This window comes from Neobacillus sp. GCM10027624 (genome assembly GCF_042675345.1).
GTDB lineage: Bacteria > Bacillota > Bacilli > Bacillales > Cytobacillaceae > Neobacillus > Neobacillus cucumis_D.
This window is the reverse complement of record NZ_JBHTHD010000013.1, coordinates 84,103-99,013: the sequence shown is the minus strand read 5'-3', so window position 1 is coordinate 99,013 and position 14,911 is coordinate 84,103. Positions and strand designations below refer to the sequence as shown.

Genomic DNA, 14,911 nt, shown 5'->3' with positions numbered 1-14,911 from the left:
TAAATGACATCACTTACCTCTTTTAATTATCTCAAAGATGTTTTTTGCTTGATCTGTATTGTTTATTTTTCCGGCAAAAAGATTGCTTCCGGGTCCGTAAGCATATATGTTCACATCATCCCCCGTATGCCCGCTTGTTGTCCAGCCCGTGACGGAGCGATTGTCAAAAATCTTTTCAATTGCATTATCGATTTCAGTTACATTTTTTGTTGCAGATGCTTTTTTAACAGACAGGATTTCAGCAGTTGTTAGTGAGAAGCCAATATTGTTTTTTAATGTTTGTTCTACATCTGCGCCTTTTGCGATTTGTTCTGCCATGAAATCAGGTGTATGTTTAGCTGCAGCTATTGGTGCAGCAAACCAGTTATAATTCCCCTTTGCTCCTACTGAAAAACCACCCGTTGAATGATCTGCTGTTGCAACCACCAATGTATGCTTGTCTTTTTTAGCAAAATCAATTGCCGCTTTAAACGCATTTTCGAAGTCTTCCATTTCGCTCATCGCAGAAACAATGTCATTGTCATGACCTGCCCAGTCGATTTGGCTTCCTTCAACCATCAGGAAAAAACCCTTTTTATTATTACTTAATTTACTTAACGCAGTTTCTGTCATCTCTTTCAAGGATGGTGTAGATGCCTCTCGATCCAGCATTTTAGGTAAGCCTTCAGGGGCAAACAATCCAAGCACTTTAGTTTGTTTACTTTTTAACATTTCATTCTTATTCGTTACATAATCATAACCATCTTTTTGGAATTCCTTTGTTAAATCACGGTCAGAACGGACCAAGTTGTTAACTCCACCGCCAAGCATCACATCGATTTTGTGATGACCTTTGATTTTTTCATCAAAATAATCGTCCGCGATGGCATCCATATTTTTACGATTTTTTTCATGGGCACCAAAGGCTGCAGGTGTGGCATGAGCAATCTGGCAAGTCACAACGAATCCAGTGGATTTACCTTTTTCTTTAGCCGCTTCCAGAACGGATTTTACCGGTGAGCCATTACGGTCAACACCAATAGCCGAATTGTAGGTTTTGACACCTGTTGCCATAGCTGTACCTGCAGCAGCTGAATCCGTTACATTATGCTTCGGATCATCCGAATAGGTCATTTGCTGCCCAACTAGGTATGGATCAAACGCGGTTGGCTCAAACTTTTTTGTGGCCGGATTATCCTTAAAATAACGATATGCAGTGGTATAGGAGCCCCCCATTCCATCTCCGATTAAAAAAATAATGTTGTTAATTTCTGCTCGTTCGGCATGTACTCCGTGATGAATGGTACCGAGTATGGTTCCAACTGCTGCAATAGAAAGTGTGGCTATGGTTAAAAATTTTTTTCGCAAAATCTCTCCTCCTAAATTTCATTATATAGGTTCAGTTTCCCCTTTAAATTTATAATCATAAGGAATTTACCTTTTTGGGTAATCTAACATTAAAAAGGGTATGTAATAAAAGAAATTTCTTTTGCGATATACACATACAATCAATTATTAATGAGAAATGTTAAATACATTTACTGGAGGGAAACCTGTGTTTTTATCCTATCCTATTTTAGCCGCCCTTTTAGGGATGTTGATTGCTCAATTCGTAAAGATCCCCATTCATTTTTTAACCACTGGAGAAGTAAGATGGAATCTAATGTTCAGCACTGGCGGTATGCCAAGCTCCCATACCGCAACAATTATTTCCTTAACGACAGCGATTGGGCTCACCTCTGGGTTTAAATCAAATGAGTTTGCCATTTGTGTAGTGATGTCTGCGATTGTCATGCATGATGCGACGGGTGTCCGCCGTCATGCTGGATACCATGCGGAGGTTTTAAATAAATTGTTAGTTGATTTTAACGCTTTGGTTGAAACCTTGAAGAACCCTAATTTGAAAAAAACAGAATCCCGAGCAAAGCTTAAGGAGCTTTTAGGACATCAACCGGCTGAGGTATTTTTTGGAGCCATCACGGGAATCATCGTAGGTTTCCTAGTCTACCTTATTTATCCATTTCGAGTTTAGCAATAAATGGTTTATTGAATATATTTAAAAGTTATGATATTCTCAAATTAACAAGAAGGAAAATGCAGTGACTGACGACAACCGTGGAATTGACCACATGGGAGCTGCATTTTATACGGTCGGGTCGTCTGGGCAGAGATAGGGATTTTTTTCCTATCTCTTTTATTATTTAGGAGGGTTTTTTTCAATGGAAAAAGTCATTTTAGATGGACAACTCGTAGCAACAAATATTAAAGATGCTTTAAAAGATAAAGTAAACGTTCTAAAGGAAAAAGGAGTTACTCCTTGCCTTGCCACTATTCTAGTCGGAGATGATCCTTCATCAGCGACATATGTAAAAATGAAGGGTAATGCTTGTGAGAAGGTTGGAATTAAATCATTACGGATTCATCTTCCTAAGGAAACACAAACAGATGATTTATTAAAAACGATTGATGAATTAAACCAAGATAATTCTGTTCATGGGATTCTTCTTCAACATCCAGTGCCGGCACAGATTGATGAGCGAAAAGCGTTTGAGTCCATTGATATTCGAAAGGATGTTGATGGGGTAACAAGCAGAGGCTATGGTGAAACAGCTTTAGGATTCGGAAAATATCCATCATGTACTCCTGCAGCTATCATGGAAATTATTAATTTTTATAATATACCCGTTGAGGGAAAACATGCGGTTGTTGTTGGTAGAAGCCCAATTCTTGGGAAACCTGTATCTGCCTTACTCTTAAATGCCGATGCTACAGTTACTACTTGTCATTCACGCACTACAAATCTACCTGAAATCGTAAAACAAGCAGATATTGTTGTTGCAGCTGTTGGTAAACCTAATTTTATTCAAGGAGACTGGATCAAAGAAGGTGCAGTAATCTTGGATGCTGGGTATAATAAAGGCAATATCGGTGATGTGGATTACGATGCTTGTTATGAAAAAGCTAGTGCAATTACACCTGTTCCTGGCGGCGTGGGTCCTGTGACAATTTCGATGCTGTTAAAGCATACTGTAAAGTCTGCTGAGGAAACTCTTCAAAACTAAAATAATTGAGTTGAGCTGTTTTTTTGGCTCAACTCTTTTTTTGCAATTTCATTAACCTTAAGTATGCATTTATCATCTTCACGGGTAATGTAACGCCTTTCCTTTTACCTCAAGATCACTTTTTTCCTCTTCACGGGTAATGCAACTCCTTTCCTTTTCCTCGAGATCACTTTTTTTCCTCTTCACGGGCAATGCAACTCCTTTCCTTTTACCTCGAGATCACTTTTTTTCCTCTTCACGGGTAATGCAACGCCTTTCCTTTTACCTCGAGATCACTTTTTTCCTCTTCACGGGTAATGCAACGCCTTTCCTTTTACCTCGAGATCACTTTTTTCCTCTTCACGGGTAATGCAACGCCTTTCCTTTTACCTCGAGATCACTTTTTTCCTCTTCACGGGTATTGCAACGCCCTCCCTTTTACCTCGAGATCACTTTTTTCCTCTTCACGGGTAATGCAAATACATTCTTTTTCAAGAGATTTACTGTTTCCCAGTCTCTCGACGCACAACCGGTGCTACTTCCGTTGCTAACCGCTCAATATTCTCCGCTACCTTCTCAAACGGCATTCCGCCAATGTCCATTTGAGCAATAAACCGCTGGTGCCCAAAAAGCTCGTATTGATAGAGAATTTTTTCAATAATCTGCTGCGAACTTCCCACAAATAATGCCGTTTCCGGAGCAGCCATAATCTCAAAATCAGCCCTCGACATATGGGTACTCATTCCACGCTGGCGATTGAGATATCCCCAATAATTCGAGTGGTACGCATAATACTCATCTTTTGCCTGCTCTGTTGTTTTAGATATATAGGCATGTCCTGTTACTCCCACCTTTAAATCATCAGGAGCATGCCCCGCCTGACTAGCCGCCTGACGGTATATATCTACAAGAGGCTTAAATCGGATTGGCGGTCCTCCAAGGATGGCCAAGGCTAAACCAGTACCTAATCTGCCTGCTCGTTCCGCGCTCTCCTGAGTACCGCCAACTCCAACCCAAATCGGTATATCTTTCTGTAACGGCCTCGGAGCTATTTCAGCAGCCTGCAATGGCGGCCTAAATCTGCCACTCCATGTAACCCTCTCTTCCGCATTCAGCTTCAAAAATAGCTCAATATGTTCTTCAAACAATGCATCATATTGGTTCACGTCATACCCAAACAGCGGAAACGATTCAATAAATGCTCCACGTCCGGCAATAATTTCCGCCCGCCCATTTGATAGCAAATCGAGTGTAGCAAAATCCTCAAATAAACGGACAGGGTCTATCGTATTTAAAACTGTCGTTGTACTTGTTAGCTTAATTCGTTTTGTAACTTGCGATATGGCCGATAATACTATTGCAGGAACAGATACCGCATAGTCCAGTCGGTGATGCTCCCCAACACCAAATACATCCAGCCCTAATTCATCGGCCATTTTTGCCGCTTGGATAATTTCTTCAAGTCGCTGATGCGCACTAATCGTCTTCCCCGTATGCGGATTCGGACCTAAATCCGCCAACGTATAAATTCCAAATTCCATTGCTTTCCCGCCCCTTCATTTCCTCATTGTTAGTATTTATTAGTTGACAAAAATAATTATGTGTAATATTATTATCTTGAATTAAATATATTTTAATTTGAGATTCATGATTTGTAAATATATTTCACAAAAATACAAGGGGTGTCAAAAATGAGCTTTTTCAGTAATTTATTTGGCAGTGCATCTAAGGAGGAAGAAAAAATGACAAATCCAAAATTAAAAATCGGTATTATTTTAGGAAGTACACGTCAAGGACGCGTTAGTCCACAAGTAGGAGAATGGGTAAAAAGTATTGCTGACAAACGTCAAGATGCAGATTATGAAATCGTCGATATCGCTGACTTCAAATTACCATTCTTAGGAGAAGGTACTGGCCAAGAACCAGGACTTCAAGCATGGAATGAAAAACTTGCAAGCCTTGATGGCTTTGTATTTATTGTTCAGGAATACAACCACAGCATCACAGGCGCATTGAAAAATGCACTTGATTCCGCTCGCGAAGCTTGGAACGATAAAGCAGCAGGTATTGTAAGTTATGGATCAACAGGCGGAGCGCGTGCTGCTGAACACTTACGCGGCATCTTAGGGGAATTAAAAGTAGCAGATGTACGTACACATCCGACTCTTTCATTATTTACTGATTTTGAAAACGGATCAGTATTCAAACCAGCTGAATTGCATCTTACAAATGTGAATGCAATGCTTGGGGAAGTCGTCGCTTGGAGCGGAGCATTAAAAACTGTTAGATAATAGATATTTACTCTCCTTTTTGAAATAGAGCTTGGGATCCAAGCTCTATTTTTTTAACGCTTAATTCTTATAATCCTCTTACATTCATCCAAAACCCTCCTCTTCTCCAACTTTCAACAAATATATCAACTGTCATACCAATGGAGATCACTTGCCAATAAGGATATTATTTGATAACATAACTAACGAACGTTCGTAAGTTAGAGGTGGGTTTTTTGAAAAGCAATGAAATTAAAGAAGCAGCTCTAAAATATTTCACCATTCATGGTTATGAAGGAGCATCTCTTTCGCAAATAGCTGAAGAGGTCGGTATGAAAAAGCAATCGATTTACGCTCATTTTAAAGGGAAGGATGACCTTTTTCTGCAAGTTTTGCGTGATGCAAAAGAGACTGAGCTATCTTCAAAGCTCCAATATTTTGGGAAAATTGATTCACAAAACCCCGAAAGAGACTTATACGGATTCCTACAATTGGTTATCGATCTTTTTCAAAAAAATGAGCATATAAAGTTTTGGCTGCGTATGTCCTTTTTTCCTCCAGCCCATCTTGCAAAAGCAATTGAAAAGGAAATAATTGATACCGAGGAGAAGGTTCAGGTGATACTGGAAAGTAATTTTCAGGATTGGATTGATGCTGAAGTAATCGTTGGAGATACAGCAAAAACACCCACCTTCGCTTTCTTAGGAGTAGTCGATTCCATTTTGCTGGAACTTGTATATGGCAATGATGAGAAACGGCTGAAAGATAAATTAGAAGCCTCTTGGACTGTATTTTGGAGAGGGATTTCACATTAATGATTCATACAGAAAAGAGGTGTTGATTCATGAAGAAAACGATAAAAGAACAAAAAGCTGTATTAATTATTCTATTAAGCAACATTTTCATTGCCTTTCTGGGAGTGGGGCTAATCATCCCTGTTATGCCGACGTTTATGAATAACATGCATTTATCTGGAAAAACGATGGGCTATCTTGTTGCGGTTTTTGCGGTGTCACAACTGCTGGTGTCACCACTCGCAGGAAGATGGGTTGACCGTTATGGCAGAAAGAAAATCATTATCATTGGCTTATTCCTATTTGGTGTTTCAGAACTAATTTTTGGGATAGGTGAAAAGGTATCAGTGCTTTATCTATCAAGGATTCTAGGTGGTTTTAGTGCCGCCTTTATTATGCCGGGAGTTACTGCATATCTTGCAGATATTACATCGGTTCAGGAACGGCCAAAAGCGATGGGCTATATGTCTGCCGCTATTAGCACTGGCTTTATCATAGGGCCCGGCATAGGTGGATTTATTGCAGAATACGGTGTACGTATGCCCTTTTTCTTTGCGGCAGCCATTGCCTTTTTAGCCTGCTTTACTTCCATATTTATTTTAAAAGAGCCGCTAACTAAGGAACAGCTTGCGGAAATTTCCACTAATACAAAGCAAACAAACTTTATTAGCGATTTAAAAAAATCACTTAATCCGCTTTACTTCATTGCCTTTATCATTGTATTTGTGCTTGCATTCGGTTTATCAGCCTATGAAACTGTTTTTAGTCTATTTTCTGATCATAAATTCGGCTTTACACCAAAGGACATTGCAGCCATTATTACAATAAGCTCCATCTTTGGCGTTATCGTGCAAGTATTTATGTTTGGGAGAATGGTAGATTTTCTTGGAGAAAAGAAACTGATCCAATTATGTTTGGTCATTGGTGCAATTTTGGCAGTGGCATCCACCGTGGTTTCTAGCTTTTTGATGGTACTTGCGGTAACTAGCTTCATCTTTCTTGCATTTGACTTGCTTCGTCCGGCATTGACGACATTTTTATCAAAAGCTGCCAAGAAGGAACAAGGATTTGTTGCTGGAATGAATTCAACTTATACGAGTTTAGGCAATATCGTCGGACCAGCAATGGGCGGGATCCTGTTTGACATAAATATCCACTTCCCTTATCTTTTCGCTGCTGTCATTATGGTCATTGGGCTTGGGATTACAGTGATGTGGAAAGAAGGACATTTATCAGAAAGTGTTGCAAAATAATAAAAAGCTATTCTTTCTACAGTCTTACCTTACGAATAAAAGAGTGCTGAGGAAGCCAAAAGGCTTCCTCAGCACTATCTATTGGTTACTTATATAACAGCTTCTTTTAATTCCTTACCTGGTTTAAAAGCGGGAACTTTAGAAGCAGGAATCCGCATTTCCTCGCCTGTTTGTGGATTACGGCCTGTTCTGGCTGCGCGTTCACTTCTACAAATGTTCCAAACCCAATCAACTGGATCTTTATTCCTTATCAAGTGTATTATCAAACAACGCTTCCACCGCTTTTGTAGCATCTTTTTACTCTATTACTACTATCCAGAAGTTATTTTAACACCAATAGCTCCTATTATAATACAAAGAATTAAAAAGATTCTTTTACTATTTCTCGGTTCTTTAAAATATGCCATTCCTACTAAGACACTTCCAACAGAGCCGATGCCAGTCCATATTGCGTAAGCGGGCCCAATTGGAAGGACCTTTAATGAGAGGGAAAGAAAATAAAAGCTGAAGCTTCCAAATACAAGACAGGATACGGTAGGAAGAAATTTTTTAAATCCTTCTGCACGTTTTAGACTTATGACACTTCCAATCTCAGCAAGTCCAGCAAAAAGAAGTAACAGCCATGCCATCTACTCATCACCTAACCTTGGACAAATCATTTTCTTCTTGTTGACCGACATTTGACTCGATTTTTAATCCAATTATTCCATAAATCATTAAAATGACAAAAAACATTTTTAGCAGATTGAAAGACTCTCCCCAAAAAATCGCCCCAACAGCTATGGTTCCAACCGTACCCAAACCCGTAAAAATGGCATATCCTGTTCCTACGGAAATTAAGCGTAAAGCTTTTGACAATAAAAAAAAGCTGAAAATGATAATCCCCACTGTTAGGACACTAGGTATGAATTCAGTAAACCCATGCGAATATTTAAGTCCTATAATCCAGACGATCTCTAAAAGACCTGCAATCAAAATATAAATCCAATCCATTTAAAAGATTCTCCTTGTTAGCAGATACATTCCATTATGTGTAATTGCTAACCCACTATTTTAATAAATGATATTATGGTTGAATCACCAAGTTTTCAAAATATTGATAAATGGCATGAGCCACACCATTTTCATCATTTTTTAGAGTGGCCATTGTACAAATATCTTTTATCTCAGGTTTTGCATTTCCCATCGCTACGCTATATTTAACCTTCTCGAACATAGATCGATCATTGTCGCTGTCTCCGATTGCCATTGCACGGTCTAAACTGCAATTTGTCAAAGAGCAAAGTTTTTCAAGGGCAATTCCTTTCGAAGCATGTTTGCTCGTAATTTCAATATTATGATGTGCAGATGAAACAACTGTTAACGAAGCAAATTCTTTAAAGTGTTTCCTGCTTTCCTCTAACTTCTTTTCATCAAAAGAACACACTACAATATTATAAAAATCTTCCTTTTGTTTTAGGATATCATGATAATTTTCAACAAAAACATAGCCATACTGATCAAGTTGTCTTTCTGCTTCCTCCACTAATTCATTCCTATCACCATCTAAGCCGGATCTTTTCATCATTTGAATCTCATGATTGAAATTTTCCCTGTCTTTTCTAATCGTATAAATGGCTTTGTTTGTAAACACCTCATAGTAAAAATTCCATTCGTCTAACCATTGAAGAATAGATTGGACTTCATTTTTCTCTATGGCAGCAGCAGACAAAAGCATCTCATCTTTGGAATGAATGGTGGCACCGTTTGTACCAATTACAACGGTAGAAAGCCCTGCCTTTTCACAAATTCTTCGCACATCAAAATAGGCCCGGCCTGTTGAAATGACTATTTCAATGCCATTCTCTTGGGCAAATTGAATCGCTTTTATATTTTCTTCACTTATTTCAATCTGATGGTTTAATAACGTTCCATCTAAGTCTATTGCAATTAAACTCATGTTCTTTGTCTCCTATTCGATATCTATGCTTTAATCCAATCGATTTCGTTTAGTCTCAAATCATTTTCCCAAGATTCCGGGAGATGTTGGTCACACACAATGATATCTAATTTCTCTAAGGGGCATATTTTACAAAATGTATCCACGCCGAATTTTGAATAATCGGCTAACAAAATAATTTGTTTTGATACCCTAACCATGGTTTGAGAAACCAAAGTTTCGTTTAAATGAAAATTGCTAACACCGTTTTCTATAGAGACACCGCCTGCTGAAATAAAGGCCTTATTAATATTGAATTGATTTAATATTTGTTCAGTAATACCGCCACTGACCGATTGCTGTTTCGGATCAATTTGACCGCCTAACAGCAAAATCTGCCCTGTGAACTTTTGTTGATTAAGAGATTCCGTTAATACAGCTGATACAGGAATGGAATTTGTTAAGATCGTTATATTTTCTTTGTTTTGGATAGAATGGGCAAACTCCAGTGTAGTTGTCCCGACATCAATAACAATAACATCTCCATCGGAAATCAGTTCCGCTGCTTTTTTACCAATTTGTATTTTTTCTTCTTGATTCACTGTCGTACGCTGGGTAAACGGAGGTTCCCCAGATTGAAAGGTTGTTTTAATTGCCCCGCCATAAACCTTTTTTAATAGCCCATTTTCCTCTAATTGTGTTAAATCCCGACGGATGGTTTCCTCTGAGACATTGAATTGTTTGGCCAAATCAATAACTTTTACCTTACCGATTCTTTTTAACTCATTTAAAATTTCATTTTTTCTTTCCTCTGGTAAGATTAACATTTGATTACCCCATTACTAATTTATAAAACAATACATTCTTTCTTTGGTATAAGGATCCGAATAGGTGAGCCCTGATTCAGTTTTCCTCCTTGATGATGAAGAGAATCCACATGAAGGATGGAACCATCTGTTTCAACTTCGTATCTTAAAACATTCCCAGTCATCGAAATATCCCGAATCACACCTTTAACCGACCAATTATCTTGTAAAGGTATGGTTTCTTGTTCAACTGGAGTTAATCGTAATACTTCAGGGCGGATCGCCACTTCATTGCCTGTTAATTCCGGACTTCTAATCAATTTATTAAATACCTCAACATTTAATACATTATAATTCCCGATAAACTTTGCAACAAAGGTGTTAACTGGAGAAGTATAAATTTCTGATGGAGATCCTGATTGAACAATATTGCCTTCATTCATAATAAAGATCTTATCTGACAAAGTCATTGCCTCTTCTTGATCATGCGTAACAAAGATCGTGGTGATCTCCAATTCCCTTTGGATTCTTTTTAATTCCCTTTGTAAATTTTTCCTGATTTTTGCATCCAATGCACTTAAAGGCTCGTCCAACAGCAGCACTTTCGGTTCCATTACAAGCGCCCGTGCCAGTGCAACCCGCTGCTGCTGGCCGCCGGACAGCTGATGCGGATAAGATCCTTCTTTTCCGGTTAAATCAACCATATCAATCATGTTTTGCACCCTGGATTTGATATTTCTTTGTTTTTTCATTTTAAGCCCATATGCAATGTTATCGAAAACGGTCATATTCGGAAAAAGGGCATAAGATTGGAAGACCATTCCGACTTCACGGTGCCGAGGTGATAAATGAGTAATATCCTTTTGATCCACCAAGATCCTTCCCCTATCCACTTCTTCAAGTCCAGCGATGGACCTGAGTAATGTACTTTTTCCGCATCCGCTTTGTCCAAGAAGTGTAGCAAATTCCCCTTTTTGCAGTGTTAAAGATATATGATTTAAAACTACCTGATTTTCATACCGTTTTGTCACTTGATCAATGGTTATATAGCTCATTAATTTTCACCTTCCAAAAAAGTAATGTTTTTAGGAGACTGTTTCTTAAAACTTGAAAAAGTCCTCTTCTTTTTTAACCTATATGGACTTTTTTGGTTTCGGAACGTGGCTTTTAAAATGGCCCATGTTAACAGCATAATCACTGAATAATACGTAATAACAATTGCACTTGTTAAGTGACCGCTTGTATTTAACTTGTTGGCAAGATAAATTTGAAGGGTCTCAAACTGTCCTCCAACAAGCAGATTGGCAAAAGAAAACTCACTAAATAAAAGAGCAACGGATAACAGTGTAGATACTAGGATACCCGATAGAATATTAGGAAACACGACGGTTCTAAAAGCTTGAAACTTTGATGCCCCCAACAACTCAGCGGCATCAACAAGTTCCACCGCATTAATGGTCCGCAGACTGTTACGAATCCCTTGATACATAAATGGCAAAATGGTAACAAAATAAGCACCAATTAGAATCCAAGGTGTCCCGGAAATTTGAATCGGTCCATTCGAATATAACTTGATTAATCCAACAGCCCCGACAATGGGAGGAATTCCATAAGGAAGCATCGCCACTCCTTGAAGGAGTCCTTCCAACTTGCGAAAATAGATCGTAATAATAAAAATAGTCGGAAGCATAATCAGGATACTAAGCCCCACAGACAGAACAATCAGAAACAGAGTGTGTTGAAAAGCAGTAAAAAATCTAGCATCTTGAAATAATTCAACATACCACTTTACGGTAAAAGACTCAGGTAGAATGGTACGATCCCACTTGCCGGCAATCGAAAATAAAAATGTCCCAATTAGCGGAATTAACAAATAAATAATGAGTAACCAAACCGCTGCTTTATGGAAACGCAATGAAGATTTCATTATAAATCCCTCCTGAAACGACGCATCATCCGCTGATTAAACCACATCGCCATAATCATCGTCGAAGCTAAGAGAACACCTAATGCACTGCCCAGTTGCGGCTTTAAGGCAACATCACTAGCAACAAGAGAGGCAATTTGCAAAGATAGTAAATTATAATTACTGCCAACTAATGCATAAGCTGTAGCATACGCGCCCATGGCATTCGCAAACAAAATACTGAATATACCGGCAATACTAGGTAAAAGAACAGGCAGGCCAATATGAAGCCAAAATTGCCGCTTTGAAGCACCTAATAATGCTGCAGCTTCTTTCCATTGCTGTTTAATCCCTTGATAAGACGGATATAGAAGCATAATAGCCATGGGAATTTGGAAATAAACGTAGACAAGAATTAACCCCGTCCAAGAGTATAAATTAAAATTCCCTAACACATCCCAGCCAAACTTGGCAAAAAGTAAAGTAAACAGACCATTGTTACCAAGCAATATAATGTAGGAAAAAGAAAGTGGAATTCCTTCAAAATGCGAAGTCATATTGGCAATCATGAGTAAACGATTTTGTGCTTTCTTCGAAAATTTTGTAAACGAATAGGCGATACCAATCGCCACTATAATCGAAGTGATTGCGGAAAAAAATGAAATAAGAACGCTGTTTTGAATGGCTTGTAAGTAAAATTTACTTTTGAAAATGGTTATATATTGCTCAAATGTCACCTTGGTTCCATCGTCAGCATAAAAGCTATTTTTCAACATCGTAACTAATGGTCCAATTTCAAAACCAACAATCAGAATAATAAATGGCAGTAAAAGAGCTAATAAATAAAGTTTTTGTTTTTTTATTTTTTGCAAGATTTTTCGCTCCTCTAAAAATGGGTAAGCAATCCTTTGAATCGATTTAGCAATAATGCCAAATCGATTCAAATTTTCAAAGAATGCTTGATTTCTAGACTACAAAGCTGTCCAAATTAAAGAGTGACCGCTTCTTTCAGTCCAGGAAATTTATAAGAAATCATTTTGTCAGACGGTTCAATACCTAACAGTTCACAAACCAGTGGTGCAAACGCCAATTGAGGAATGGTTTCCCCATGTATTCCTGTTTCTATTCTTGGACTAATGACAAAAAGCGGTACATCACGTTCACCATCAGTTATGCCCCCATGGTTCCCATATTCACTCATCCCATGGTCGGAGGTAATCAAAATATGGTAACCAGATTTCATCCAAATCGGGAGAAGTTGCGCTAACAAGCTGCCCATTTTTAAAATTTGTTCCCGATATTCTTTCGATTCGGAACCATAATTCTCTCCTTTTACATCCACTCCCATAGGATGAATATATAAAAAGTGAGGATCATGCTTTCTGCGTAAAGCCTCCGCATCCATCAACAAATGGCTATCCGGATAATCATCTTCCCAATAGAACAATCCGGATTGGATAGGCTTAGAAATATCTTCTTGGATACGGTCTTCTATAAAGTTGAATGGCGCCCGGTTATATAGTTCGCTTACCCAGTAATAAGCTGCAGAAGCATTTCTTAATCCGTTCTCTTTCGTAAGATGAAAAATACTTTTCTCATTAGATAAACGAATCGTTTGATTGGAGGTAATTCCATTCATGGATGCCGGAGTGCCGGTTAGTAATACTTCATACAGCGGACGGGAAAGACTTGGAAGCTCCGATTTCACTTTGTATAGTGCCGCCTGATTCGTTTGAACTAAATGCTGAACATATCCTAGTGCATCAAACGCCTTATCATATCTCATACCATCAACAACAACGACAATCACTTTATTTAACATTGACTAACACCTCTTCTTGCCAAAGCTGCGGTAAAGTTTTTGCTGTTCCTTCCCAAGCTTTGTAATCTTTAATTGGTTGGGCATTTTTGTATTCTTCGTTTGGAACCAGTTTGGCTGCTACCTCTTTTGGAAGTTGTACATCACGAATCGGACGTGCAAATCCTTTAGCTAAATTAATTTGACCTTCATCACTTAAGATATATTCTCTAGTCGCCATCGCAGCATATGGATGCTTAGCATATTTGTTAATGATGGTGGAATAAGCACTGACAACTGAACCTTCTTTTGGAATGCTTATATCAAATTGCTTGCGGTTGATTTGCTCCGCATATCCAATGGCATTGAAATCCCAAACAATGGCTACCTCTACTTCCCCTTTTTCAATGTTAGCCGGCTTTGCATCTGTCAGACTAAGACGGCCCTGTTTGGCAAGCTTGGCAAAATATTTAAGACCCGGTTCGATATTTGACTCACTACCGCCGTTAGCAATCGCAGCAGCAAGAACAGCCATTTGATTCTGTGCGCCGCGCTGAACATCCCCAACGGTTACTTTGTAGTTTCCTTTTAATAGATCAGCCCATGATTTTGGCGGGTTCTTTACCAATTCTTTATTTGTTAAGAAAGCAATCGTTCCCTGATATCCTGCAACCCAGTCTCCATCGTCATCTTTTGCCCATTTCGGTACTTCATTCCAATAGGAGGTCTTATATGGTATAGTGAGCTTTTTTTGCTCCGCTATAGGAGCAAAAGAAATCCCTACGTCACCAATATCAGCCGAAGCATTCTCCTTTTCAGATTCAAACTTTGCAATTTCTTCAGCGCTTGATAAATCTGTATCATTATGGGTCAATTTGTATTTTTTTGTCACGTCTCCCCAAGTTTCCCCCCAGTTTGCCCATGTATCTGGCATACCGACGCTATTTATGGCCCCTTCTTTCTTTGATTTTGACTCAATTTCCCCAACTTTTAGTGAATTAGGATTTTTCACAACGGGAGCAACAGTTTTTTCATTTGTACTGCAAGCTGCCAAACTTAGTAAACTTACACCTAATACCCCAGCTTGTATTGACTTCAGTGTCTTACTCCATTTACGTTTCATTAAGAAATCCTCCAGTTTGGTTT

Annotated in this window: 16 protein-coding genes, 1 pseudogene and 1 riboswitch; of the genes and pseudogenes, 5 read left to right on the top strand and 12 right to left on the bottom strand. The window is 38.6% G+C overall.

What is annotated here, in order from left to right; all coding sequences use genetic code 11:
• Positions 1-9: 9 nt before the first annotated feature.
• The gene (locus tag ACFQZ9_RS21505) at positions 10-1,311 is read right to left on the bottom strand and encodes an alkaline phosphatase (protein WP_498945821.1); all 1,302 of its coding nucleotides are present in this window, start codon (positions 1,309-1,311) and stop codon (positions 10-12) included.
• Positions 1,312-1,534: 223 nt separating this feature from the next.
• On the opposite strand from ACFQZ9_RS21505, the gene ACFQZ9_RS21500 reads away from it, so the two are divergent.
• Positions 1,535-2,011 (top strand): divergent PAP2 family protein, encoded by a 477-nt coding sequence (locus ACFQZ9_RS21500; protein ID WP_498945310.1) that lies wholly within the window; start codon positions 1,535-1,537, stop codon positions 2,009-2,011.
• 57 nt (positions 2,012-2,068) lie between these two features.
• A riboswitch (ZMP/ZTP riboswitch) is annotated at positions 2,069-2,152 on the top strand.
• Positions 2,153-2,198: 46 nt separating this feature from the next.
• Entirely contained in the window at positions 2,199-3,041 is an 843-nt protein-coding gene (locus tag ACFQZ9_RS21495) for a bifunctional 5,10-methylenetetrahydrofolate dehydrogenase/5,10-methenyltetrahydrofolate cyclohydrolase (protein ID WP_498945309.1), read from the top strand.
• 479 nt (positions 3,042-3,520) lie between these two features.
• On the opposite strand, the gene ACFQZ9_RS21490 is transcribed toward ACFQZ9_RS21495, so the two are convergent.
• Positions 3,521-4,561, bottom strand: coding sequence for an LLM class oxidoreductase (locus ACFQZ9_RS21490; protein ID WP_498945308.1), 1,041 nt, complete (start codon positions 4,559-4,561; stop codon positions 3,521-3,523).
• Between the two features lie 150 nt (positions 4,562-4,711).
• Between ACFQZ9_RS21490 and ACFQZ9_RS21485 the strand changes: the two genes are divergently transcribed.
• From ACFQZ9_RS21485 to ACFQZ9_RS21475, 3 genes are all read left to right on the top strand, one after another.
• On the top strand, positions 4,712-5,311 hold the full coding sequence (locus ACFQZ9_RS21485) for an NADPH-dependent FMN reductase (RefSeq protein WP_498945307.1): 600 nt from the start codon (positions 4,712-4,714) through the stop codon (positions 5,309-5,311).
• Between the two features lie 215 nt (positions 5,312-5,526).
• Positions 5,527-6,105 (top strand): TetR/AcrR family transcriptional regulator, encoded by a 579-nt coding sequence (locus ACFQZ9_RS21480; protein ID WP_198311402.1) that lies wholly within the window; start codon positions 5,527-5,529, stop codon positions 6,103-6,105.
• 29 nt (positions 6,106-6,134) lie between these two features.
• Entirely contained in the window at positions 6,135-7,337 is a 1,203-nt protein-coding gene (locus tag ACFQZ9_RS21475; RefSeq protein WP_498945306.1) for an MFS transporter, read from the top strand.
• A gap of 89 nt (positions 7,338-7,426) precedes the next feature.
• Here the strand turns inward: ACFQZ9_RS21475 and ACFQZ9_RS21470 are convergent.
• From ACFQZ9_RS21470 to ACFQZ9_RS21425, 10 genes and pseudogenes are all read right to left on the bottom strand, one after another.
• A pseudogene (locus ACFQZ9_RS21470) lies at positions 7,427-7,634 on the bottom strand (HU family DNA-binding protein); the annotation flags it as partial.
• Positions 7,635-7,648: 14 nt separating this feature from the next.
• Positions 7,649-7,966, bottom strand: a complete 318-nt coding sequence (locus ACFQZ9_RS21465) for a DMT family transporter (RefSeq protein ID WP_498945305.1) — start codon at positions 7,964-7,966, stop codon at positions 7,649-7,651.
• Between the two features lie 7 nt (positions 7,967-7,973).
• Positions 7,974-8,330: a DMT family transporter gene (locus tag ACFQZ9_RS21460; RefSeq protein WP_498945304.1), complete on the bottom strand. Its 357-nt coding sequence runs from the start codon at positions 8,328-8,330 to the stop codon at positions 7,974-7,976.
• A 73-nt stretch (positions 8,331-8,403) separates the two neighbouring features.
• A complete protein-coding gene (locus tag ACFQZ9_RS21455; RefSeq protein WP_498945303.1) occupies positions 8,404-9,276 on the bottom strand; it encodes a Cof-type HAD-IIB family hydrolase in 873 nt (290 codons plus the stop codon).
• 23 nt (positions 9,277-9,299) lie between these two features.
• The gene (locus ACFQZ9_RS21450; protein ID WP_498945302.1) at positions 9,300-10,082 is read right to left on the bottom strand and encodes a DeoR/GlpR family DNA-binding transcription regulator; all 783 of its coding nucleotides are present in this window, start codon (positions 10,080-10,082) and stop codon (positions 9,300-9,302) included.
• 20 nt (positions 10,083-10,102) lie between these two features.
• Positions 10,103-11,116 carry an ABC transporter ATP-binding protein gene (locus ACFQZ9_RS21445; protein ID WP_498945301.1) on the bottom strand — a complete coding sequence of 338 codons (1,014 nt, stop codon included), beginning with the start codon at positions 11,114-11,116 and terminating at the stop codon, positions 10,103-10,105.
• A complete protein-coding gene (locus ACFQZ9_RS21440; protein WP_498945300.1) occupies positions 11,116-11,988 on the bottom strand; it encodes an ABC transporter permease in 873 nt (290 codons plus the stop codon). Before ACFQZ9_RS21440 ends, ACFQZ9_RS21445 begins: the two co-directional genes overlap by 1 nt.
• Positions 11,988-12,839, bottom strand: a complete 852-nt coding sequence (locus ACFQZ9_RS21435) for an ABC transporter permease (protein ID WP_498945298.1) — start codon at positions 12,837-12,839, stop codon at positions 11,988-11,990. The genes ACFQZ9_RS21440 and ACFQZ9_RS21435 overlap by 1 nt, the downstream gene beginning before the upstream one ends.
• A gap of 116 nt (positions 12,840-12,955) precedes the next feature.
• On the bottom strand, positions 12,956-13,789 hold the full coding sequence (locus tag ACFQZ9_RS21430) for an alkaline phosphatase family protein (RefSeq protein WP_498945297.1): 834 nt from the start codon (positions 13,787-13,789) through the stop codon (positions 12,956-12,958).
• Positions 13,779-14,888 (bottom strand): ABC transporter substrate-binding protein, encoded by a 1,110-nt coding sequence (locus tag ACFQZ9_RS21425; protein WP_498945296.1) that lies wholly within the window; start codon positions 14,886-14,888, stop codon positions 13,779-13,781. The genes ACFQZ9_RS21430 and ACFQZ9_RS21425 overlap by 11 nt, the downstream gene beginning before the upstream one ends.
• Positions 14,889-14,911: the final 23 nt, after the last annotated feature.

Coding starts and splice junctions, on each gene's coding strand:
- ACFQZ9_RS21450 (WP_498945302.1), bottom strand. CDS start 10,082: ATGTTAATCTTACCAGAGGAAAGAAAAAATGAAATTTTAAATGAGTTA.
- ACFQZ9_RS21465 (WP_498945305.1), bottom strand. CDS start 7,966: ATGGCATGGCTGTTACTTCTTTTTGCTGGACTTGCTGAGATTGGAAGT.
- ACFQZ9_RS21485 (WP_498945307.1), top strand. CDS start 4,712: ATGAGCTTTTTCAGTAATTTATTTGGCAGTGCATCTAAGGAGGAAGAA.
- ACFQZ9_RS21490 (WP_498945308.1), bottom strand. CDS start 4,561: ATGGAATTTGGAATTTATACGTTGGCGGATTTAGGTCCGAATCCGCAT.
- ACFQZ9_RS21440 (WP_498945300.1), bottom strand. CDS start 11,988: ATGAAATCTTCATTGCGTTTCCATAAAGCAGCGGTTTGGTTACTCATT.
- ACFQZ9_RS21495 (WP_498945309.1), top strand. CDS start 2,199: ATGGAAAAAGTCATTTTAGATGGACAACTCGTAGCAACAAATATTAAA.
- ACFQZ9_RS21430 (WP_498945297.1), bottom strand. CDS start 13,789: ATGTTAAATAAAGTGATTGTCGTTGTTGTTGATGGTATGAGATATGAT.
- ACFQZ9_RS21475 (WP_498945306.1), top strand. CDS start 6,135: ATGAAGAAAACGATAAAAGAACAAAAAGCTGTATTAATTATTCTATTA.
- ACFQZ9_RS21425 (WP_498945296.1), bottom strand. CDS start 14,888: ATGAAACGTAAATGGAGTAAGACACTGAAGTCAATACAAGCTGGGGTA.
- ACFQZ9_RS21445 (WP_498945301.1), bottom strand. CDS start 11,116: ATGAGCTATATAACCATTGATCAAGTGACAAAACGGTATGAAAATCAG.
- ACFQZ9_RS21455 (WP_498945303.1), bottom strand. CDS start 9,276: ATGAGTTTAATTGCAATAGACTTAGATGGAACGTTATTAAACCATCAG.
- ACFQZ9_RS21460 (WP_498945304.1), bottom strand. CDS start 8,330: ATGGATTGGATTTATATTTTGATTGCAGGTCTTTTAGAGATCGTCTGG.